Source organism: Desulfoconvexum algidum, from assembly GCF_055382125.1.
In genome coordinates, this window is sequence record NZ_AP042394.1 from 3,448,195 (window position 1) to 3,470,158 (window position 21,964).

A 21,964-nucleotide genomic window follows, 5' to 3' on the forward strand; every position below is an offset into this window, starting at 1 on the left:
AAAGCTTATAAGTTGAACGAAATTGCTATATCACCTTTAGAACAGGGTGGGAGAAGAGGACGAGATATGGGGGTGGCGGGAGACAACGCAGATAAAAAAATCAAAACGGTCTGAGTACTTTTGAAATTACATAGAATATCTGTCCGGTTGTTGTGTTTTTATCTTTAAAAGGGGGTTGCGCGGCGGTCGCTGGCGACAATATTTATTGGCCGCTTTTTTAGGCGTAACGCCGGGGTGCCTGGGAGCCTTTGCTGTCGTTTCTTTGTATCTGCATAAAGAAATCAGTTTAGGTGCCCTGCTGCTGATATCGATATTGGTTAATCATTTTCATTTTGAGGGGTGGATACACACAATCAAGAAAATGAAAAATATGTACCTGGCACAGAAAAATGGTTTTCAGCTCTGATGTAAGCCATCTCGTTGGAATGGTTCTTATGGGCGATATTTCCAATGCCGGGCTTTATCGTCACGTGATCCAGGAAAAAATACCCGTTGAAAAATTTAAGCTTCAGATAATTCACCACTGCCTTCAGGACATTTTATAAAATAGCCTCTACAGGCCGGTTAACACCCGGCCTGTAATAAAAAGAAGACATCTGCATTGAAATTTTTCGGCTTATAGTGTATTTTCTCTACACTCTCGGGACACATATAAAGTACGGCCAGACGAAACTAAGTTTTTTTATTTTGATTAAACCGGTTCGTACTTTAGGGTCCACCATACTATAGACTTGTTGGGGAAATAATCCAGTCGGGTTTGTATTTTACAATTATTTTTAATGGATGTGTTATGAAAGAGAAACAATATTTATCGATAAACGGTGAGCAGCTGCCGTTCCGCTCTGGCGAGACAATCCTGGAAGTGGCGAAACACCACGGTATTTTCATCCCCACTCTGTGTTACTTAAAAGGAACAACGCCCACAGGCGCCTGCCGAATCTGCATGGTAGAGGTGAAAGGCGCCCGTTCTCTTATCGCCTCCTGTGCTGCACCGGCAACAGAAGGGATGCAGGTGCAGACGGACTCCAAAGAAGTCATTCGTTCCAGAAAACTGACCCTGTCCCTGATGCTGTCTTCAGGGCATCATGACTGCCTGCTCTGCCCGGCTACCGGCGACTGTAAGTTGCAGGAGCTGGCATTCCGCTATAAAGTTACAACCAATCGGTTTAAACCGGTAAAGGCCCGTCATCCCCTTGAAAACACCAATCCGTTCATCATAAGAGATTTTTCCAAATGCATCCTGTGTGGACGATGTGTCCAGGCCTGCAATGATATCCAGGTGAACAACGCCATTGACCTGGGATTCCGGGGAACTGCCACCAAGGTGGTGACCTCCGGTGACCGGGCCTTAAAAGACTCTGACTGCGTATTCTGCGGAGAATGTATCCAGGCCTGCCCTGTGGGCGCTCTGTACCCCAGGGATGCCTTGAACAAGCCGCGTTTCAGTGAAACCCAGAAAGTGCGGACCACCTGCAGCTATTGCGGCGTCGGTTGCCAGATGGATCTTCACACCAAAGACAACCAGGTGGTCAAAATAACCGGTGCTGATGTGGCACCCAATTTTGCAAGCCTTTGCGTCAAAGGACGTTTTGGATATGATTTTATCCATTCAAAAGAGAGGCTGACCACACCGCTGATCAAGGAAAATGGGGAATTCAGGCCCGCCTCCTGGGATGAAGCCCTGGAATGCATGGCAGACGCTTTCCAAAAAACCACAGCATCCGGAAAGGACCAGATCGGCATGCTGGTATCTGCGCGAACCACCAACGAAGACAATTATATTGCCCAAAAATTTGCGCGCTTGGTTCTAAAAACGAACAATGTCGATCACTGCGCCAGATTGTGACATGCTTCCACGGTAGCAGGTCTTGCTGCCACATTCGGAAGCGGTGCCATGACAAACCCCATTGCGGATATTGAATCAGCAGAGGTGATCCTGGTGGCCGGTTCCAACACCACTGAAAACCACCCTGTCCTTTCCAGCTATATTAAACGTGCGGTTAAATTCAAAAACGCCCGGCTCATTGTCATTGATCCAAGGCAGATTAATCTGACACGCTTTGCCACCAAGTGGTTGCGCCCTAAACCCGGGACCAACACCGCCTTGCTCAACGGAATTATGCATGTGATCATCCGAGAGAATCTGCATGATAAACCCTTTATTGCAAACCGGACAGAAGGATTTGACAGCCTTGAAAAAAACCTTGAGGCCTATACCCCGGAAAAGGTCAGTGACATAACAGGAATCCCCGCCCAGGACATCATCGAAACCGCCCGCATTTATGCCGGAGCCTCCCCTGCCAGCATCCTGTATTGCATGGGCATTACCCAGCACACATCCGGAACGGACAACGTCAAGGCCCTGGCCGGCCTGGCCATGCTTTGCGGAAATCTGGGTGTTAAGGGGGGCGGCGTCAACCCGCTTCGGGGGCAAAACAATGTCCAGGGAGCCTGTGACATGGGCGGACTTCCCGACGTATTTCCCGGTTATCGCCCGGTAACAGATAAAGCCGTGACCAAAGTTATGGAAGCTGCCTGGCAGACCCAAGGACTCTCAACCGTTGCCGGATTGACCGCCACAGAGATGATCCCGGAAGCGGGCAAGAAAATTAAAACCATGTATATCATCGGTGAAAACCCCTTGGTGTCGGATCCAGATATTGCCCACGCTGAACGTGCCCTGGACAGCCTTGATTTTCTGGTCGTTCAGGACCTGTTTCTCACAGAAACTGCACAACGAGCGGATCTGGTACTGCCCGCTTCCTGCTTTGCAGAAAAAGAGGGGACCTTCACCAACACCGAGCGTAAGATCCAGCGGGTCCGACAGGCGGTTGTTCCGCCAGGGCTTGCCCAGGGTGACTGGCAGATCCTCTGTGCGCTTGCGCAAAAAATGAATGCCAAAGGGTTCAATTTCACCACCAGCCGGGAAATCATGGAAGAGATTGCCCGGGTGACCCCGTCCTATGCAGGGATCTCCTATGACAGGCTTGAAAAGGAAGATCTGTGCTGGCCATGCCCGGGTAAAGCTCATCCCGGAACTCCCATGCTGTTTAAAACCACGTTTACCCGGGGCAAAGGTGCTTTTTGTCCTGTAGAATTCCGGCCCCCGGCCGAAACAACAGACAAAGCCTATCCGCTGATCCTGACCACCGGACGTCTGCTCTACCACTATCATACGGGAACCATGACCATGAAAACCCATGATCTGAATGTTCAAGCGCCTGAAAATTTTATTGAAATCTGTCGGCAGGATGCGGCAGCATTTAAGGTTGAGAACGGCTCAATGGCAAATATCTCCTCCCGCAGGGGAACCATAACGGCCCGGGTAAAAATTTCCTCTAAAGCGGTCAAGGGAACTGTTTTTGTCCCCTTTCATTTTGCTAAATCCGCTGCAAACCGCCTGACCAATTCGGCGTTGGATCCAGTGTGCAAAATCCCTGAACTCAAAGTCTGTGCCGTTACACTGGCACCACTGGACTCAAATAATTAAATCAATATGGAGAAACAAGAAGAATGTGTCACAATGAAAAATACTGCCATGAAGATATAACCAATGACATGTGGGAAAAAATAGATGCGGTGATTCAAACCCACAAACAAACCCCGGGAGCCGTCATCACCGTACTCCGGGAATGCCAGGATATTGTCAACTACCTGCCAACCCAATTGATTGATTATATTGCCGACGGCATGAACCTGCCCTCTAGCGAAGTTTTTGGAGTGGCATCCTTTTATTCACTCTTTTCCCTGAAACCCAAGGGCCGCCATACGGTTAAGATCTGTACGGGCACGGCCTGCTATGTCAAGGGTATCCGTGAAGTATTGTCCCGGATTGAAGGTGAGTTTGACCTGTGTGAAGGAGAGACCAGCGAAAATAGACGATTCTCCCTGCAGGGAGTCCGGTGCCTGGGTGCCTGCGGACTTGCGCCGGTAATGGTGGTGGGTGAGGATACCCACGGGGATGTGAAGCCTGAAAAAGTTGTTCAGATTCTGGATAAATACAAATAATGGAGAGGGAACAGATGACCAAATTAACTGTATCGGCTCTTGACGCCCTCTGCGAAAAAGAAACAGCCCGATTGAACGACCCTGATGTAACCCGGTTGCTCATCTGCGGGGGAACCGGTTGCCATGCAACCGGTTCCATTGCCGTAAAAAATGCCTTGAACCATGAAATTGCCGACAAAGGGCTGGAAAATCGTGTCAAGGTGGTTGAGACAGGGTGCAATGGTTTTTGCGCCCTGGGCCCTCTGATGGTGATCCAGCCGGGCGGTATTTTTTACACCAAACTCAAAGCAGATGATATTCCCGAACTGGTTGAATCCCATTTGATCAATGGGGAAATTGTGGATCGTCTGCTCTACAAAGATCCCGCCACCAAAAAACGGGTGGCCCGTCTGAATGACATCTCCTTTTTTGCCCATCAAAGCCCCCGGGCCCTCAGAAACAAGGGATTAATCGATCCAGAACAAATTGGCGACTATATTGCCCGGGACGGTTACAAAGGTGCTGCCAAGGCCCTGACCCAAATGACCCCGGAAGAGATCATCCAGGAGATGAAAGCCTCGGGCATGCGGGGACGCGGCGGTGCCGGATTCCCCACCGGACTCAAATGGGATTTTGCCCGGCAAAGCCAGAGTGAAATAAAATATGTATTGTGCAATGCAGATGAGGGTGATCCCGGCGCCTTCATGGACCGGAGCATTCTGGAGGCAGACCCCCATTGTGTTCTGGAAGGCATGACCATTGCAGCCAAAGCGATTCAGGCACGAAAAGGATATATTTACTGCCGGACCGAATACCAGCTGGCCATTAAACGCTTAGGTATCGCCATCGAACAGGCCAAATCCCATGGGTTGCTCGGCCAAGACATCCTTGGGACCGGTTTTGATTTTGATATCGAAATCTACCAGGGTGCCGGCGCCTTTGTCTGCGGCGAGGAAACGGCCCTGATGCGGTCCATCGAGGGCAAACGCGGTATGCCGCGCCCCCGGCCGCCCTTCCCGGCCCACAAAGGCCTATGGGAAAAACCCAGTATTCTCAACAATGTGGAAACCCTTTCCAATGTGCCTCAGATCATGCTCAAGGGCGGAGACTGGTATTCCAGCGTGGGGACTGAAACCAGCAAGGGTACCAAGGTGTTTGCCATTTCCGGGGATGTCAACAATATCGGGCTTGTGGAAGTTCCCATGGGTACGCCGCTAAGATCCTTGATCTATGATATCGGCGGCGGTATTCCCAAAAAACGCAAATTTAAGGCGGTTCAGCTGGGAGGACCTTCGGGAGGATGTATTCCCGAACACCTGCTGGATACCCCCGTGGATTATGAAGAAATTGCAAAGGTAGGCGCGATAATGGGATCGGGCGGTGTCATTGTCATGGATGAACGGTCCTGCATGGTGGACATGGCCCGGTTTTTCATGGATTTCATCCAGGATGAATCCTGCGGAAAATGTACGCCCTGCCGGGAAGGCACCTTCAGAATGCTCGAGATCCTGGAAAAGATATGCGCTGGAAAAGGGGAACCCAAAGATATTACAGACCTGGAGGAACTCTCCCATGTGATCCACCAGAGCGCCCTGTGCGGACTGGGTCAGACGGCTGCCAATCCGGTGCTGTCCGCTTTAAAATACTTCAGGGCGGAATTTGAGGCCCATGTCAATGAAAAAGTATGCCCGGCCAAGCGCTGCGTGGCATTGCTCAAATTTGAAGTGGATCCGGACCTGTGTAAAAAATGCGGACTGTGCTTTAAGAGCTGTCCTGCGGATGCCATTGACTGGGAGAAAAAGCAGGTGGCGTATATCCATGTGGATAAATGCGTTAAATGCATGAGTTGCTTTGATAAATGCCCATTCGGAGCCATTTTCTAAAAATAAAAGGAAACGAAAGCTAAAAATGAAAAAATTTATTGCAATCTATATTGATCTTGAAAACGTTGCCGGTATTTTAGATCTGGATGTCATGATCCAAGATATCATTCTTGAAGAAAACAAAGAAGATTCGGAAGATTATGTTTTTGCGGTTAAGTTTGCTTGCGGGAACACCAATTCCATAACAAAACTGAGAGATCAACTCATTAATTATAATTTTGAAATTCGAGAAGCCCCTCATATAACGGGCAAAAAAAACCGAGCTGATTTAATCATCAGCCTTGATGCATTTGAAAAATTATACCTTGAAAAACCCTCAATTGATCGGTTTGTTTTCGTAACCCGGGATTCCGACTTTTCTGTCATTATGGATGTGCTGAGAAAATATGGAAAAGAGGTGTGGTTAATCACCCAGGAAGGGGATGAACAAAGACCTATTTTCCGAAATTGCACTGATAATATAATCGTAATCCCCCGTATCAAATCCAGTCCGCAAACAGAAAAACATATGCCGCTAAAACAAAAACCAACACCGGCAAAAATCGATACAAATACAAATGAGAATATTGAAGAGGCCACCAAAACAGATGGTAAAGATAAAATGGCCAAAGAATTATTTATGAAGGTATTGGTTCGCCTTGATCCAAGTGAAAAGCATTTATTAAACGGCATTGCAAACAAAATGAGACAATTGGATAAATCTTTTAAAATTCGAAATACCAATTATAAAAAAATGACCACACTTGCTAAAGAGTTTGAAACCAAAGGCTGGCTAAAAACAAAAAAAAATAAAGATGGGCACCTTATGATTACAGACCTAGAAGCGGATTGATTGTCTTTTCTCTTCATGGAAATCATGAATAATTATTTTAAAGGAGAATGAAATGAAAACATCAACATTTGTATTATTAACCCTGTTATTTGTCATGTCAACTGTCTACGCGGGAGAGGGGATGGTGAATGTAGAAAGTATGTTCAGCGTTGAAAATACAGCCAATCGAATGGAAAATATTTTAAAAGAAAAAGGAATGACGATCTTCAACAGGATTAACCATTCACAGAGTGCCGGTAAAATTGGTATTGAATTACGGGATACCCAATTAATAATATTTGGAAACCCAAAGGCTGGCAGCCCCCTCATGAAATGTCAGCAGAGCATCGGCATTGATTTACCGCAAAAAGCACTCATCTGGAAAGACGAGAATAATAAAGTCTGGATATCTTATAATAACCCGAGATATTTAGAAAAAAGACATGAAATTTCTGATTGTGAAAAAGCAATTGCTAAAGTAGAGAACGTGCTTGCCAATATCACAAAATCAGCAGCCGGCAAATAATCTGGACTGAATTTTTCAAAAAAGGAAATAATGGCTTTCAAAAAGGCCAAAAAACAGGGATCAACAGGGAAGAAAGGACAACCACCAAAATATTGAGCGGCATTCCCAGTTTTATGTAATCTGAAAACCGGTACCGACCGGGAGTATATACCAGCAAATTGGTTTGATACCCGATGGGGGTGGCAAAACAGGCACTGGCGCCAAAGCAGATACCGATTATAAAGGGTTTAGGATCCACACCAAGGGATGCTGCGGTCGTTACTGCAATGGGCAGTAAAAGAACGGCCGTGGCATTATTACTCAATATATGGGTACAGATACTGGAAAGAAGAATCACCCCGAAAAGAACGGTATGGCTGCTTTGTCCGTCAAAAAGGCTTAAAAAGGCATCGGCATAAAGCGCAGTGGCACCGGTTTTCTGCATGGCAACCCCCAGGGCAATGGTGCCGACTTTCAGCTTTACCGTTTTTATTTTTCGGTATGAATAATGGTGACGACGGGTCCGGATCGAAATAATTTTAATTTCCGGATCATTTTGAAGTTTGGTGGACAATAGTTTTTCGTGCAGTAATTCGGACATGGGCGGAACAATCAATTCAATAATAAGGTCGTCCTTGACGCCTTGGCCGAAGGCGATGTCTTCTTCTCCATGTGCCAGTTCCAGGGTCTGCTTTTTCAGGCATGAAACGATATCTTCTGCAGAGCCCTTTACCAAAAGGATATCCTCTTGTTTGATGGTAACAAGGCTTTGGAGAGGATCAAAGATATTTCCATTCCGAAACACCTCAATAAAACTCAGTCCTAAGTGTTCCTCGGCATGTTCAATTATTTGTTTTTCGCCGATCAGGGAACTGTTTTTAGAAACTATGAGTTCGGCAATATCTCGGTTTGATTTGTTTTCATCCAATTCACAGACCGGTGCAGTCCGGCCGGATAAAAAAAGCCAGAGAAAAGGGCATGGCCCCCTTCCCCGGCTTTTGGGTAAAACTTAAACCGCTTGGAACGCTATTTTATCAGCGGATACCGGCTGAATGACAGGCAGAGTTCAGGCAGCCTGTGTAACCCTTGTCATCCGCACCAAATTCCTTGGTGTGACAGCCCAGGCAGGACGGCCGGTCGCCGTTGGGAGCGAACCGGATCTTGTGCATGGCCTTAAAATAACTTTTATACCCCTTCAGATTGTCCGGGTCGAAATTATCGTGACAGACAGCACAGCTTCTTGGCGGGGCCTGGCCTTTGAGTTCGGCCATCCTATGGTGACAATCCTGGCAGCTGAAGCTCTCGTGGCTGGAATGGTTAAATTCCACGGACAAGTCCCGGTCACTGTGACCGGGGATATGGTTGATTTCAAGCCCGTCATCCGGGGGATCAAAAGAGAGTGTCTCATGATCGTCGGCCTGGACCGAAAGACAGATGCCCAGGGCTAAAACCGCCAAAATGGTGATGATTTTTTTATACATCGGCGTATCTCCTTTTGTTTATGCCCTGGGGGCCTTGAACCGGATCTTTCCGGACAAAAATTCTCGTCTGGACTGTTTTTCAGGGCGGGCCTGGGCTATAATCTCAGTCCGTTGATTCACCGTTGCCAAAAGATGGTCGTGGTAATTCTCAGGCTCGGATTCACACAGATAGATCACCCGCACCGATTCCGGATCCGCCAGATAGGCGTTGGGATTGTCTTTTTTCACCACCTTGAGCCTCTCCTGGGCCAGGGCCATCATCTCGTCCCTGTCACCAAAATTCAGGGTGCCCGTAGGACAGCTCTGGACACAGGCAGGCTTGAGGCCTTCCCGGACCCTATCGATGCACATATCGCACTTGTACCATCTCCCGGTTTCCTTGTCCTGTCTGGGGACGTTGTAGGGACAAATCTGTGACGGTTCCAGGTGGATATGACTGGCCAGTCTGGCGTTGTCTGAATAGACCACTGCTCCGGTTTCACTGTCTTTTGTTACGGCATCCGGATGATACATATTGAGCATGTACTGGCAGGGCGGCTCGATGCAATGCCGGCACTGCTCCGGAAAGAAGAACCAGTGGAGCTGGTTGTTTTTGTCCCGGGTCTCGTTGAAACGGACCAGGCGCAGGGTCTGGGCCGAGAGATCCTGGGGGTTCTGGTGGGACCCCAGGTTCCGGGTGGTTTCCGCCGGCAGGTCTTTCCATTGTTTACAGGCCACCTGACAGCCCCGGCAGGCCGTGCACAGGGTCAGATCCACGAAAAAACTTTTCCCCTTCATTATTTGTCTCCCTTTTGCCACTTGCGCATGTTCACCATAAAGGCCTTATACTCGGGTATCCCGGTGTTTGGATCCCCCACATTGGGGGTGACGATATTGGCCGAATCCCCGCCGTCAAGGGGTGTAATCCATCCATAATGCCAGGGCATCCCCACCATATGGATCTCGGTTCCGTTTACCAGAAAAGGCTGAATTCGTTCTGTCACCATGGCAATGGCCCACAAAGATCCTCTCACGCTTTCAACCGTCACCTTGTCTCCGTTTTCAATCCCCCGCAGCTTTGCCAGCTTCGGACTGATCTCCACAAACATCTGGGGCTCTGCCTCGATCAGCCAGGACATCCACCGGGTCATGGAACCGGTCTGCCAATGCTCTGTGACCCGGTAGGTGGTTCCGACAAAGGGATAGCGCGGATCACACACCGCTTTTTTCTCATGGCCAACCACCACTGCAGTGGGGGTGTTGAGCTGGGAAGAAAAGGGGTGGGCTTCCACCGGGCATTCCAGGGGTTCGTAATGCTCAGGCAGAGGACCATCCGCCCGTCCCGGACCAAACAGCTGTCCAAAACCATTTTTCCGCATGATAAACGGATGCTTGGTCCCGGGCGCCCATCCGCCATCCGGCACATCTCCCTGCCAGGATTTTCCATCCCATTGAATCACGGCCTTGTCCGGATTATAGGGTTGTCCTTTAAGGTCCACCGAGGCCCGGTTATAGAGGATCCGCCGGTTCACAGGCCAGCACCAGGTCCAATTGGGAAACAGGCCGATCTTTGCCTGCTCAGGGGTCTGAGTTGCGTCCCTTCGCTGGGACATGTTGCCCTGATCCGTATAGGAATTACAATAGAGCCAATTGCCGGAAACCGTTGACCCGTCATCTTGTAGATAGGCGAAACTTGGCACCTGCTGGCCTTTTTTAAAGGATTTACCCTTGACCGTAATATCCCGGGTAAACCAGCCGTTGGCAAGTTTGGCCGTTTGATCCGCACTGAAGTGGTACTTTCCGGCCTCATCTTTTTTACACATGTTATTAAAACTTAACCGGGTAATGGGTTCGGGATAGGCACCGCCCTCCTGTTCATAGAGATGGGCCAACTCTTCCCACAACTCGTGGAAATAATGGCCATCGGTGAGAACGCCCTTGGGTGCTTGGGGGCCCTTGTAGCGCCACTGCATCCACCGGCCTGAGTTGGCCACAGACCCATCTTTTTCAATGGCTGAGGCACAGGGAATATAAAAGGTTTCCGTCTTGATTTTTTTGGGATCCATGCCCGGTCCCTTCCAAAAGTCACTGGTTTCGCATTGGAACAGGTTGACGTTGACCATCCAGTCAAGTTTGCCCAGGGCCTCCCGGGTTTTAACCGAGTCCGATCCGGAGCAGGCCGGATTCATTCCCCAAATCAGGCCGCCGGAAAATTTACCCTCGTGCATGCGATGGATCAGTGGAATCCACGAGTACACAGAGGCCGCGTGGGAGTCCAGCCGGGGCAGGAAGTTATATCCTTGTTCAACCGTGTCCTCGGAGTACATGGCCTTGATCAGGCTGGCTGAATACTTGGGATAATTCTGCCACCAGTTGGCGCTTTTAGGATCTGCACTTGTCGGGGTATAGGTTTTGTTGTATATTTCCAGAGTATCCTGGCCGGCCAGGGGGGTTTTGAGATATCCAGGCAGGATGTGGTACAGCAGCGCATAATCTGTGGAACCCTGTACATTACACTCACCTCGAAGCGCGTTGATACCGCCACCTGCCATGCCCATGTTGCCCAGCAGAAGCTGAATAATGGCCATGGCACGGATATTCTGAACACCCACCGAATGCTGGGTCCAGCCCATGGCATACATGATGGTGCCGGCCTTGCCCCGTTTGCCCGTGGCAGAATAGGTCTGGTACAAGGATTTGAGGTCTGCCGTTGAAATACCTGAGATGGAAGAGACCTTGTCCAGGGAGTACCGCTCATAATGTTTTTTTAAAATATTGAACACACACCTGGGGTGGGACAGGGTTTTATCCTGTCTGGGTATACCTGCCTTGTCTGTTTCAAAGTCCCATTTAGACCGGTCATAGGTGTTGGTTTCCGAGTCAAATCCGGCGAACAGGCCATCCTGGAAATCGTAATCCTTACCCACAATAAAAGAGGCATTGGTATAGTCCACCATATAGTCTCTAAAATAAAATTTGTTTTTCAGGATATACCGGATCATTCCGCCCAAAACGGCAATATCGGTTCCGGACCGCAAGGCCATGTACATGTCAGATCTGGCTGAGGTCCTTGTGAACCGTGGGTCCACATGGATAATTTTTGCACCCTTTTGTTGGGCCTTTATGGCCCACTTAAAAGAAATGGGGTGGTTTTCGGCAGCATTGCTGCCCATGATAAGAATACAATCAGAGTTTTGAAGGTCAATCCAGTGATTGGTCATTGCACCGCGTCCAAACGACTCTCCCAGAGCCGCTACAGTTGCGCTGTGTCAGATACGGGCCTGGTGTTCAACATAGACCAGCCCCAACGACCGCATGAAACTGTGCATGGCCAGACACTCTTCATTGTCGATGGCTGCCGATCCCAGAGAAGCAATGCCCATGGTGCGGTTCACCACCTGCCCTTTTTCATTTTTTGCCTCAAAGGATTCATCCCTGGATTTTTTGATCAGACGGGCGATCCGTTTTTTACACCAGTCCCAATCTTTTTCCACAAAGGTGTCCCCATAGGGTTCCCGGTAAAGACAGGTGGTAGTCCGCTTGGGGTTCACCGTCATCTGGATGGTTGCGGCGCCTTTGGCGCACAAGGCTCCCTGGTTGATGGGATGGTCCGGGTCCCCTTCCACATTCACGGCCTGTCCGGACTTGATGTCCGTATTCACCACAAGACCGCATCCTACTGAGCAGAATGCACACACCGAGGTCGTCTGCCGGGTCCACTGGGGGGACAGCTGGCTGGCCCGCTCCTTGGATTTTTCAACGGCTGCTTGTCCAAGTCCGCTGAACACCGGAGCCGAGGCAATACCGGCAACTGCCGCAGAGGCAAGTTTTACAAATTTTCTGCGGGTTATTTCCATTGTTTCTCCTTCAATTGATTTCAAATTGGTACAGGTTCATATCATACAGGCAAGCGTTGCAACCATGCTGCCTTTTTTCACAAGGTCAAATTCCCCACACCGACGGGGCCAGACGATGATATCCTTGATCCTGGGCCAAAAGGTCCAGGGCCAGGGATTCAAGGTCGTTGAGCGGGGCAAATACTTTTTGGTCCAAGGCCCTGAAGTCAATGGTCTTGACATATGCCTTGCAATTGTCGCAGGTCTCCACTCGAAACCCTGTTTCCCCATCCGTTGTAAAATATTTGAGTTTTTCCGGGTCCTGGGTACCGCAGGCGGGACATGCCAGACGACTGATACGGTAATCGTGACGGCACAGGGAACAATGGGCATACCTGGCCCCCTCTTTTCCCCGCAGTTCAAGGATGTAAGGCAGACTGCCGCAAACCGGGCAGGCACCATGGGAACTGATCTGGTCAGCGTCCAGTCCCCCGGCTTGGGCAATGGCAGTTCTACAAGCCTCAAGGCCGGGTGCCGCTGCGGCCAAGACCAGGAAGGTCAGAGCAGCCGGTGCCCCAGGGGTTTGATCCGCCCAGGCCGCCAGAATCGGTGTGCTTTCCGTTTGGCTGTGATCCCGGGGCTGGTCCTGTGGATGGTCCAGAATTTCCTTCAGGGCCCCTTCCAGGTCCAGGGTTCCTTCGTCCAAACCGGTCTTGAATTTTTCTGCCGCCTCTAGCATGGCCGGGGGCAGCGGCTCTGGCTGATCAAAAATCAGACCGAGCACATTTTCGGCCATGGACAAAAAATGTGCCCGGTCCCGGGGGAATTGGCCGGGACGGCACAGGGGGGATCCGGACAGATCCAGACCCAAGAGGTCAAGACAAAGTCCGTCTCCGGCCTCAACTTGCCAGGCGGCAATCCGGCCGAGAAGCCGGACCAGATCCTGGGGTAAATGATCCAAGGTCTTCATCCGATCAACTGTCCGGGTAATTGTCCGGGACAGGCTTGTCAATGATTTGTTCTCTGTTGTCACCTCTGGTTTTCCTCCTGGGTCACTCCCGGGCAGTCCGTTTACACGGCTGTGATCGGGCGGTTAGGTACACATGATAAAAAAATTTATGCGTTTATCATGACCAGGGTTACAAAAAGGTTACAGGAGGACCCCCGCCTGATTCGATTGATTCAAAAACAAAGGATAAGATATTAAATTCTTAGGGAAAAATAGGGAAATGGGATGGGCTTACAAATAAAATTATTTTTGTGAGATTGTTTAAAACGGCCAGAAAACAGGGATCAACAGGGCAGAAAGGACAATCACCATTATATTGAGCGGCATTCCCAGTTTTATGTAATCTGAAAACCGGTACCGACCGGGAGTATATACCAGCAAATTGGTTTGATACCCGATGGGGGTGGCAAAACAGGCACTGGCGCCAAAGCAGATACCGATTATAAAGGGTTTGGGATCCACACCAAGGGATGCTGCCGTCGTTACTGCAATAGGCAGCAAAAGAACGGCCGTGGCATTATTGCTCAATATATGGGTACAGATACTGGCGAGAAGAATTACCCCGGAAAGAACTATATGGGGGCTTTGGCCGGCAAAAAGGCTTAAAAAGGCATCGGCATATAGCGCAGTGGCACCGGTTTTCTGCATGGCAACCCCCAGGGCAATGGTGCCGACAATCAGCAGCAGGACCTCGGATTCCAGGGAACGATAGGCATCTTTCAGGCGGAAACAATGGGTGAGTGCCATGAGGAACACTCCCGTCAGAGAGCAGGTGAGGATATCTGCAAGGCCACTGGATGCACAGAGGACGACACCAACAAAAATAAGGGCTGCCATCCGGGCTTTTTCCGTATCGATCATGGAATGGTGAATATCTTCAACAACAATAAACTCATTGGAATTTCGTATTTTGGAAAGTTTTTCCCTGGGACAGCGCACTAGTATGGTATCACCGACTTTCAGCTTTACCGTTGTAATCTTTCGGTATGAATAATGGTGGCGACGGGTCCGGATCGCAATAATTTTAATTTCCGGATCATTTTGAAGTTCGGTGGACAATAGTTTTTCGTGCAGTAATCCGGACATGGGCGGAACGATCAATTCAATAATAAGGTCGTCTTTTACGCCTTGGCCGAAGGCGAGGTCTTCCTCTCCATGTGCCAGTTCCAGGGTCTGCTTTTTCAGGCATGAAACAATATCTTCTGCAGAGCCCTTTACCAGGAGGATATCCGCTTGTTTGATGGTAACCTGACTTCGGAGAGGATCAAAGATATTTCCATTTCGAAACACCTCAATAACACTTAAGCCCAAGTGTTCCTCTGCATGTTCAATGATGTGTTCTTCGCCGATCAGGGGACTGTTTTTAGAAACTATGAGCTCGGCAATATATCGGTTTGATTTGTTTTCATCCAACTCACAGACCGGTGCGGTCCGGCCGGGTAATATTTTCGGAGAGATAAAAAATAAAAAAACCATACCAATAATGGCGATGGGAATGCCGACCTTGCTGAGTTCAAACATGGACAGGGGTTCAAAACCAAATTGTGTTGAAAGGTCGCTGACAATAATATTGGTGGACGTCCCGATCAGGGTACAGGTACCGGCAAGAATAGACACATAGGACAGAGGAATCAGCAGCTTGGAGGGTGAAAAATCGCATTCACAGCTTAACCCCATAACAATGGGAATAAATAAAACAACAACCGGGGTGTTGTTGATAAACGCAGACGCCAGGGCGACGGTTGTTAAAATTAAGATTACGGCACGGGTTTTGTTGCCTTTTGAAAAATACAGAATACGCTCGCTGATAAACCCGACCGCTCCTGTCCGGATCAGACCGTGACTTAAAAGAAACATGGCCCCCACTGTGATCACAGCCGGGTTGGCAAAACCGGAAATTGTTTCAGCAGGGCTCAGTATTCCCGTGATGGCCAGGGCAACCATAATGCCAATAGCGGTCTTATCAACCGCTATTTTCTCAGTAATCAAAAGGAATAATGCCGCTATCAGAATGGCAGAAACAAGTATAATCTCTATGTTCAGCTCAGGCATAATATATTCCCTTGTCCATATATGACCCCAAATCTCTTTTAATATATAATCGTTATTGAATATAAACATTCTTTATAATTATTCACTACCTGTTTTTAGCTTGGCTTATATTTGTCAAAAAAATCACTAAAAATCATTTTATTTTTAAACAGATACAATATATAAAAAAGGTTGCCTGCTCTATTTTGGAATGGGAATAAACTCAAACAAAGGAATTGATGTCATGTATATACTTTGTTTCTATGCGCCTGAATCAGATGTCGAAACGATCAAGCGTGCATTGTTTGATATAGGTGCAGGAAAACTTGGCTGTTATGATTCCTGCGCATGGCAAACATCGGGCACAGGCCAATTTCGTCCCCTGGAAGGCAGTTCACCTCATATAGGCGAACAAAACCGCATCACACAGGTGAATGAATATAAAGTTGAACTCATTTGTCAGAAGGATGCCATTAAAAAAGTTGTAAACAAACTAATTGAGGTCCATCCATATGAAGAGCCGGCTTACCATATTATCAAAGGATATACCCTGGAGGATCTGAATGGGTCGAAAAATTTCCCTGGCAAATAACATCCAGGCAAATAACATCCAGGCAACGAAAAAGGTAAGATTTACCAAGGTAAGAGTCACCCATGACTGAGTCACCCATGACCGAGTCACCCATGACCGAGTCACCCATGACCGACATCCAACTTTGTTCTGGAAAAGATGAGTGGGATGCCTACGTGTCTCAACAGAATCATAGCTCTTTTTCCCATCTTCATGGCTGGGGGGAGACCCTGGCATCCGTCTATGATTTGCAACTATTTCGCCTGGCTGCCCGGGACCGGGAAAAACAAAATAAAATAGTGGGTATCCTGCCCCTGATTTTATTTCCCGCACCCGGGCAGGATCCCCGACTTATTTCCCTGCCCTATAGTGATGCCGCAGGAATTCTTGCACAAGATGCCGCAACTCAGGAGAAATTGCTGCTGGCGGCGCTGAAGCTTGCCCAAGATCTTGGCGCGAGTCACCTGGAGCTTCGCCAGTCAGGGGACCTGGCCATTCCCAGGACAAAGCCCCCTATGACCCATACTCCGAATACATTCAAGGTCGGATTAACCCGCGATTTGCCGGATTCTGTGGAAGCACTCTGGCAAAAGATGGGGCCAAAAATCAGAAATCAGGTACGCAAAGCAGAAAAAAGCGGGGGGAAGGTCATTATTGGCGGGTCAGAGCTCCTGCCTCAATTTTATGCTGTTTTTTCAGAAAATATGCGAGATCTTGGATCACCGGTCCATGACAGGATACTTTTTGACCGGATGGCCCGTCACTTGCCAGAGCAGTTGAAAATTTTACTGGTAACCATCAAGGATCTCCCGGTTGCAACGGCCATGGTTTTTTTCCATAACAAGGCCCTGTTTAACCCCTGGGCGTCTTCACTGAGACGATTCAGGCCTGCCTGCCCCAATATGTTGCTCTACTGGCGTATGCTGTCCTATGCACTTGAAAAAGGATGCCAACAGTTTGACTTTGGCCGTTCCTCCCCCCATGGGTCCACCTGCCGGTTTAAATGTCAATGGGGGGCTAAACAGCAGCCCTTGACCTGGCACGTTTTTTCACTGGCACATCCCCCATGGAAGCCTGAAGGTGAAAGTCTTGTGGATGAGAAATGGAAACGCCTGACGGTTGAGGCATCACAAACGCTTGGTCCATCCATCCGGCGATGGATAAGCCTTTAAGGTTTATGATGACCGATATTCAACATAGGAATATCAAGATTACACTGCCCATGCCAATTTTCCTGGTCATTGAGGACGTGGGCTGGTGGCAGGGCGTTGACGGATCCTCTTATCAGGAACCCTTTCGTAACAATTTAAATAGGTGCCATTGTATAGAGGATTATCAGGCACTCGCCCATCTGGCCAAACGGCTTTCCATGCAAATTGCCCTTGGCATGGTGATGTGTGAATGGGACCGGACAGACTTCTTAAAAAATATCCCCGGTGCCACCTGGATGGGCAAGGCCTGGAATAATCAGAAAAACACAGGGCCACAACTGGATCGGGTTTCTGAGTATTTAAACGCCCATGCCCACCTGTTTGAGATTGCCCTGCATGGGGTTGGGCATGAATTCTGGATCGATGGGCAGATGGAACGATCAGAGTTCCATGACAGTGACGGCAACATGAGATCGAAAAATTGTGTTATCCGTCATCTTGAAGCCTTTGAACGGCTGCTTGAACAAAATCATATTCTATCTTTTCCGCGATTATTTATTCCCCCAGCCTTGAATCACAGCTTTGGTGACGGCTCGATCCAGGCCTTGCTCAAACGCTTTGGCATCGATTATGTAACAACAAAATTTTGTCGGTCCCGTCAATTTACAGCGCCCAAACACCCGAAACTGACCTGGGAATCCGGTGTGATGCTTCTGGAAAGGGGAGACGCTTTGGCGTCATGGGACAAGGTGGCAAGTCCACCAGCCTGGAATGGACCCCAACCGATCCTGGCACTTCATTGGGGAAACCTTCTGCATTCTCAGCCGGAACGAAATTTTGAAATTGTCGACCAGTGGGCAGATATGCTGCTCTCAAAAACATCCGGCCCGGATTTTATTTTGGCAGAAGATGCAGCCGCCTGCTGGCGGCAAGCGGCTGTTCACTATCTGGCAAAAATCAAAACCGGAAACAACCGGATTATCGTCGATCTGAACTCCCTGCCAAAGCTTTCATCGATCTCTGGTGCTTTTTCCATAACCATACAGGGGGGGCACAATTTGTCCTGGCAGGCTGACAACGCAAAAATTCTGGAGCAAAAAAAGGTATCAGAGGACCTGGTCACACTGAAACTGCTTCCCGAACAAGGGAAAAAAGAAATCGTCATTTTCCCGGCAAATCCCCATTAATCCAGCCCAACCAACATCTAATGCATCTTTGTCTGGCGCAAGGGTCGAAACGTATTTAATTTTACGGGTGCCTGTGATATCCTTTGACCATGAGAATTCTTCACATTATCAGCCAGTCACCGGATTTTACCGGCAGTGGAAAATATATCCAGGAGATTATCCGGCAAAGCACAAAGAATGGTCATGATAATTTTTTATTGGCAGGGGCCCAGGCTGATTTTACCATATCTTCCTCATTAATCCCCCGGGACCATACTCTCTTTGTCCGGTTTGACGGCATGGACCTTGATTTTCCCATTCCGGGAATGAGCGATATCATGCCCTATTCGAGCAGCTTGTTCTCACGGCTTGATGACAATCATCTGTCAGCATACAAACTGGCCTTTGGGAAAAAAATCAAGCAGGCCATTGACCGATTCAATCCTGATTTGATTCACACACATCACCTGTGGATTGTTTCAGCGATTACAAGACAAATAGCCAAAAACATCCCCATGGTGACAACCTGTCATGGGACCTGTCTGCGCCAGCATCACAATTGTCCGGATATCAGCAAAAAGATTCTTTTGGACCTTCAAGGAATTGACAAGGTCATTGCCTTGAGCTGTGATCAAAAACAATTGATCGTCAGTGCCTTGTCCATTGATCCCCAAAAAATATCGATTGTCAGCGGCGGTTATAATAAAGATTGTTTTTACAGTGAACCCAAGCCTTTTGACGGCACAGTGGAACTGCTCTACGCAGGAAAAATCAGTTCACCAAAGGGCGTGCCCTGGCTGTTAAAAAGTCTGTATCTGATTCGAGAACTGCCTTTCAGGCTGCACCTGGCGGGTAATGCCAATGAGGAGCAAAAACAGATTTGCCTGTCTCTGGCGGATCGTCTGGGTTCAAAAGCCCTCTACCATGGGGCCTTGAGCCATGAAAAATTAAGTAATTTAATGAGAAAGGCACATATTTTTATTTTACCCTCTTTTTTTGAGGGACTGCCCCTGGTACTCATGGAGGCCCTGGCATGCGGCTGCCGAATTATCACCACCGCCCTTCCCGGCGTTCATGAAATCTTTAAAACAGATCATCCGGGAATGGTCCGGCTGGTTAAACTGCCAAGACTTGAAACCATTGATAAACCATTTAAACAAGATGAACCCGCCATGGAAAAAGCACTTTCAATTACGATGGCGGAATTGATATCCATGGTTCAAACGCATCCCCAGCCGGATATGGCATATGTTCAATCCAATTCATCTAATTTTACATGGGAAAAAATCTTTTTGAAAATTGCGGGTGTCTATGGGGAGTTGGCCGGAAAAACAATGCCATAAATCGATTCAATCTAAAGGAATCCCCCCTGCCTATACTAAAGATGGACTGCAATGGCTGCAATATCATCATGACATTTGAACCTGGGGTATCGCCTGATATCAGGGTCCTGTGATTCAATTTTCCGAATGCTTTCCTTAACGCCTGTCAACCCCTCCTCTTGGAATTTTTGGGCAAATAGGTCAAAGGATTTTTTTTGTGCAGGCGTTGTTGAGGGAAGTTGCAGTCCGTCTGTGAACAAAAGAATGCTGGTGACATCTTCAAGGGATTCAAATCCACTTTGTGTAAAATTAAGCGCCTCTGGTTCTCCGTTGAGAACACCGTAAGACCGATTCATCTGGAACCTGACTTTTTTAATCTGATCTTTAATTGCAGCATTAAATTTAAACTTTTCTGCTTTGAGCATTGTCAGGGTTTCATAATCATGATCCTTCCGGTCTGCTAAAACTCTGAAAGATCCATCATCATAAAACAAAATAATTTGAGCATCTCCGGTTTGAAACCATTCAAGCTCTTCTTCAATTCTTATGACCGCAGCACTGGTGCTCCATAAATTTTGGCGGTGTTCCATATCAAGGTTCTGATCGATCATTTTTGTCCGGATGGCTTGATTTGCCCGGATGCCCAATTGATCCAGTGGAAAATGATTTTTTGAAAACTCATGACTGGCGGTTTGGGCTGCAATCATTCCACCAGTTTGCCCTCCCTCAAACGCATGGGTATCAAGGCTTGTGGCACCATCAAACACACCGAAAAGGTTGTCACCAATTACCAGGCTGTCTTCGTTAAGCCGTCCAGATCCCTTTTCAAGGATATGCTCTGTTTTTATCTTATACTTTATTTTTATTCCCATAACGATCAAAAATAGTATCAGGTAAGAAGATTGTCAAAATGGTAATTTCGATGGGTTTTTAACAATCCATTGAAATTTTCAATAGGGTTGATCTTCTGCCTGTATTAGTGATCCCAAGGCAAACTTTGATTGGAGAACCTATTTTTTCACAAAATCATTTTACAGGGTAAGTATAGATTTTTAATCTGTTTTTATATATAAAAAGGATTTAAGCAAAACGGTTTGGAACTGATTTAGGAGACAACAATGAAAATACGAAAACCGACCGGGGAAATCTATGTCAAGGTATCGGCCCTGCTGAAATCGGCCTTTCCCAAGAGCCGTTACGAACAAGGGCTGGTGGAAGAATTCCATGACAATAATACCCCCATCCATGAATGGGTGTGTATCCATATGAACAAGGTCGTTGCCTATATTGCATTTTCAAACGCCTACAATGGGGATGAAATTTGCGGCCTTCACCTGGCTCCCCTGGCTGTGGCGCCCCCGTTTCAACGCCAGGGCTTTGGTTCTGAACTGCTTGGGTTTGCCCTGCGCCAGGAAGCCATTAAAAAAAGCCCCCTCTTTGTTTTGGGAATTCCCGGATTTTACCAGCGATTCGGATTTAAGCACTGCGCCCTCCCCGTCTGTCCCTTTACCAAAAACAACCGACATTTTCTGGCCATTCGCAACACTGCCACCACTCCATTCGTTGTTGGCTATGAACCGGAATTTGGCCCCGCCTAGGAAATTACTCCAATTTAACAATAAAAATTAGCATCCACTGGCATTTTTTACTTGACACAAAAAAAACAGACGATTAAAAACAATAACATTGTTTTGCCAATTTTGTTTTATCAGTTTTGTTTTATCAGTTTTGTTTTATCAGTTTTGTTTTACCGGCTCTTTTTTTTAACCTAACTCATTGGAGAGTATTTTATGAAAACCATGTTTAAGCTCGGTGCAATTCTTTTTTCTGTATGCTTTGTCTGTTCTGCTTTTGCCAAAGGCCCCATTGTGGGCAAATGGAAAACCATTGACGATGAAACCAAAGAAGCAAAATCCATTGTGGAAATTTTTGAAAAAGACGGAAAATATTATGGCAAAATAATCGAACTGTTTCTCAAGGCTGATGCCGATCAAAATCCCACCTGTGACAAATGTGACAAAGATGATCCCAGAAAAGATCAGCCCACCCTGGGCATGGAAATCATCAAGGACCTTAAGCCCAATGGGGATTCTTATTCATGGGGAAAAATCCTCGATCCTAAAAAAGGCAAAGAATACAATTGCAAAATAACAAGGGAAGGCGACACACTTAAGATGAAGGGAAGTTTTTTGTTCATCTCCCGCACCCAGACCTGGCACCTTGTAAAATAAT

General features: G+C 47.8%; 18 protein-coding genes. 11 read left to right on the forward strand and 7 right to left on the reverse strand.

Features of this window, described 5'->3' with window-relative positions; genetic code table 11:
- Nucleotides 1-790: 790 nt before the first annotated feature.
- The 5 genes from fdhF to ACZ45G_RS15810 are packed head-to-tail and all read left to right on the forward strand — an operon-like array spanning nucleotide 791 to nucleotide 7,207.
- A complete protein-coding gene (gene fdhF, locus ACZ45G_RS15790) occupies nucleotides 791-3,490 on the forward strand; it encodes a formate dehydrogenase subunit alpha (protein WP_464179814.1) in 2,700 nt (899 codons plus the stop codon).
- Between the two features lie 23 nt (nucleotides 3,491-3,513).
- Nucleotides 3,514-4,008 (forward strand): NADH-quinone oxidoreductase subunit NuoE family protein, encoded by a 495-nt coding sequence (locus ACZ45G_RS15795; RefSeq protein ID WP_464179816.1) that lies wholly within the window; start codon nucleotides 3,514-3,516, stop codon nucleotides 4,006-4,008.
- Between the two features lie 14 nt (nucleotides 4,009-4,022).
- Nucleotides 4,023-5,870, forward strand: a complete 1,848-nt coding sequence (gene nuoF, locus ACZ45G_RS15800) for an NADH-quinone oxidoreductase subunit NuoF (protein ID WP_464179819.1) — start codon at nucleotides 4,023-4,025, stop codon at nucleotides 5,868-5,870.
- A 25-nt stretch (nucleotides 5,871-5,895) separates the two neighbouring features.
- Nucleotides 5,896-6,702, forward strand: coding sequence for an NYN domain-containing protein (locus tag ACZ45G_RS15805; protein ID WP_464179821.1), 807 nt, complete (start codon nucleotides 5,896-5,898; stop codon nucleotides 6,700-6,702).
- A gap of 52 nt (nucleotides 6,703-6,754) precedes the next feature.
- A complete protein-coding gene (locus ACZ45G_RS15810; RefSeq protein ID WP_464179823.1) occupies nucleotides 6,755-7,207 on the forward strand; it encodes a DUF302 domain-containing protein in 453 nt (150 codons plus the stop codon).
- 37 nt (nucleotides 7,208-7,244) lie between these two features.
- On the opposite strand, the gene ACZ45G_RS15815 is transcribed toward ACZ45G_RS15810, so the two are convergent.
- The 6 genes from ACZ45G_RS15815 to ACZ45G_RS15840 all read right to left on the reverse strand — a co-directional run bounded on the left by ACZ45G_RS15815 (nucleotide 7,245) and on the right by ACZ45G_RS15840 (nucleotide 15,543).
- Entirely contained in the window at nucleotides 7,245-8,114 is an 870-nt protein-coding gene (locus tag ACZ45G_RS15815; RefSeq protein ID WP_464179826.1) for an SLC13 family permease, read from the reverse strand.
- Between the two features lie 106 nt (nucleotides 8,115-8,220).
- Entirely contained in the window at nucleotides 8,221-8,667 is a 447-nt protein-coding gene (locus ACZ45G_RS15820; RefSeq protein ID WP_464179828.1) for a cytochrome c3 family protein, read from the reverse strand.
- Between the two features lie 18 nt (nucleotides 8,668-8,685).
- Nucleotides 8,686-9,444, reverse strand: a complete 759-nt coding sequence (locus ACZ45G_RS15825; protein WP_464179830.1) for a 4Fe-4S dicluster domain-containing protein — start codon at nucleotides 9,442-9,444, stop codon at nucleotides 8,686-8,688.
- The gene (fdnG, locus tag ACZ45G_RS15830; RefSeq protein WP_464171392.1) at nucleotides 9,444-12,503 is read right to left on the reverse strand and encodes a formate dehydrogenase-N subunit alpha; all 3,060 of its coding nucleotides are present in this window, start codon (nucleotides 12,501-12,503) and stop codon (nucleotides 9,444-9,446) included. The genes ACZ45G_RS15825 and fdnG overlap by 1 nt, the downstream gene beginning before the upstream one ends.
- A gap of 85 nt (nucleotides 12,504-12,588) precedes the next feature.
- Nucleotides 12,589-13,515: a formate dehydrogenase accessory protein FdhE gene (locus ACZ45G_RS15835; protein WP_464171393.1), complete on the reverse strand. Its 927-nt coding sequence runs from the start codon at nucleotides 13,513-13,515 to the stop codon at nucleotides 12,589-12,591.
- A 237-nt stretch (nucleotides 13,516-13,752) separates the two neighbouring features.
- A complete protein-coding gene (locus ACZ45G_RS15840) occupies nucleotides 13,753-15,543 on the reverse strand; it encodes an SLC13 family permease (protein WP_464171394.1) in 1,791 nt (596 codons plus the stop codon).
- Between the two features lie 223 nt (nucleotides 15,544-15,766).
- On the opposite strand from ACZ45G_RS15840, the gene ACZ45G_RS15845 reads away from it, so the two are divergent.
- The 4 genes from ACZ45G_RS15845 to ACZ45G_RS15860 all read left to right on the forward strand — a co-directional run bounded on the left by ACZ45G_RS15845 (nucleotide 15,767) and on the right by ACZ45G_RS15860 (nucleotide 19,753).
- Entirely contained in the window at nucleotides 15,767-16,114 is a 348-nt protein-coding gene (locus tag ACZ45G_RS15845) for a hypothetical protein (RefSeq protein ID WP_464171395.1), read from the forward strand.
- Between the two features lie 62 nt (nucleotides 16,115-16,176).
- On the forward strand, nucleotides 16,177-17,265 hold the full coding sequence (locus tag ACZ45G_RS15850) for a GNAT family N-acetyltransferase (protein WP_464171396.1): 1,089 nt from the start codon (nucleotides 16,177-16,179) through the stop codon (nucleotides 17,263-17,265).
- A 5-nt stretch (nucleotides 17,266-17,270) separates the two neighbouring features.
- A complete protein-coding gene (locus tag ACZ45G_RS15855; protein ID WP_464171397.1) occupies nucleotides 17,271-18,431 on the forward strand; it encodes a hypothetical protein in 1,161 nt (386 codons plus the stop codon).
- 89 nt (nucleotides 18,432-18,520) lie between these two features.
- Nucleotides 18,521-19,753 (forward strand): glycosyltransferase family 4 protein, encoded by a 1,233-nt coding sequence (locus ACZ45G_RS15860; RefSeq protein ID WP_464171398.1) that lies wholly within the window; start codon nucleotides 18,521-18,523, stop codon nucleotides 19,751-19,753.
- A 35-nt stretch (nucleotides 19,754-19,788) separates the two neighbouring features.
- On the opposite strand, the gene ACZ45G_RS15865 is transcribed toward ACZ45G_RS15860, so the two are convergent.
- On the reverse strand, nucleotides 19,789-20,604 hold the full coding sequence (locus tag ACZ45G_RS15865) for a protein phosphatase 2C domain-containing protein (RefSeq protein WP_464171399.1): 816 nt from the start codon (nucleotides 20,602-20,604) through the stop codon (nucleotides 19,789-19,791).
- 246 nt (nucleotides 20,605-20,850) lie between these two features.
- On the opposite strand from ACZ45G_RS15865, the gene ACZ45G_RS15870 reads away from it, so the two are divergent.
- Nucleotides 20,851-21,330, forward strand: a complete 480-nt coding sequence (locus ACZ45G_RS15870) for a GNAT family N-acetyltransferase (RefSeq protein WP_464171400.1) — start codon at nucleotides 20,851-20,853, stop codon at nucleotides 21,328-21,330.
- A 192-nt stretch (nucleotides 21,331-21,522) separates the two neighbouring features.
- Complete coding sequence (locus tag ACZ45G_RS15875; protein WP_464171401.1) at nucleotides 21,523-21,963, forward strand: DUF2147 domain-containing protein; 441 nt, start codon at nucleotides 21,523-21,525, stop codon at nucleotides 21,961-21,963.
- The last annotated feature ends 1 nt before the right edge of the window (nucleotide 21,964 follow it).

Bases quoted from the DNA above. Each gene is read 5' to 3' on its own strand.
- ACZ45G_RS15875 (WP_464171401.1), top strand. From the start codon at position 21,523: ATGAAAACCATGTTTAAGCTCGGTGCAATTCTTTTTTCTGTATGCTTT.
- ACZ45G_RS15865 (WP_464171399.1), bottom strand. From the start codon at position 20,604: ATGGGAATAAAAATAAAGTATAAGATAAAAACAGAGCATATCCTTGAA.
- ACZ45G_RS15820 (WP_464179828.1), bottom strand. From the start codon at position 8,667: ATGTATAAAAAAATCATCACCATTTTGGCGGTTTTAGCCCTGGGCATC.
- ACZ45G_RS15870 (WP_464171400.1), top strand. From the start codon at position 20,851: ATGAAAATACGAAAACCGACCGGGGAAATCTATGTCAAGGTATCGGCC.
- ACZ45G_RS15840 (WP_464171394.1), bottom strand. From the start codon at position 15,543: ATGCCTGAGCTGAACATAGAGATTATACTTGTTTCTGCCATTCTGATA.
- ACZ45G_RS15810 (WP_464179823.1), top strand. From the start codon at position 6,755: ATGAAAACATCAACATTTGTATTATTAACCCTGTTATTTGTCATGTCA.
- ACZ45G_RS15845 (WP_464171395.1), top strand. From the start codon at position 15,767: ATGTATATACTTTGTTTCTATGCGCCTGAATCAGATGTCGAAACGATC.
- ACZ45G_RS15855 (WP_464171397.1), top strand. From the start codon at position 17,271: ATGATGACCGATATTCAACATAGGAATATCAAGATTACACTGCCCATG.
- nuoF (WP_464179819.1), top strand. From the start codon at position 4,023: ATGACCAAATTAACTGTATCGGCTCTTGACGCCCTCTGCGAAAAAGAA.
- ACZ45G_RS15825 (WP_464179830.1), bottom strand. From the start codon at position 9,444: ATGAAGGGGAAAAGTTTTTTCGTGGATCTGACCCTGTGCACGGCCTGC.
- ACZ45G_RS15805 (WP_464179821.1), top strand. From the start codon at position 5,896: ATGAAAAAATTTATTGCAATCTATATTGATCTTGAAAACGTTGCCGGT.
- ACZ45G_RS15850 (WP_464171396.1), top strand. From the start codon at position 16,177: ATGACTGAGTCACCCATGACCGAGTCACCCATGACCGAGTCACCCATG.
- ACZ45G_RS15860 (WP_464171398.1), top strand. From the start codon at position 18,521: ATGAGAATTCTTCACATTATCAGCCAGTCACCGGATTTTACCGGCAGT.
- ACZ45G_RS15795 (WP_464179816.1), top strand. From the start codon at position 3,514: ATGTGTCACAATGAAAAATACTGCCATGAAGATATAACCAATGACATG.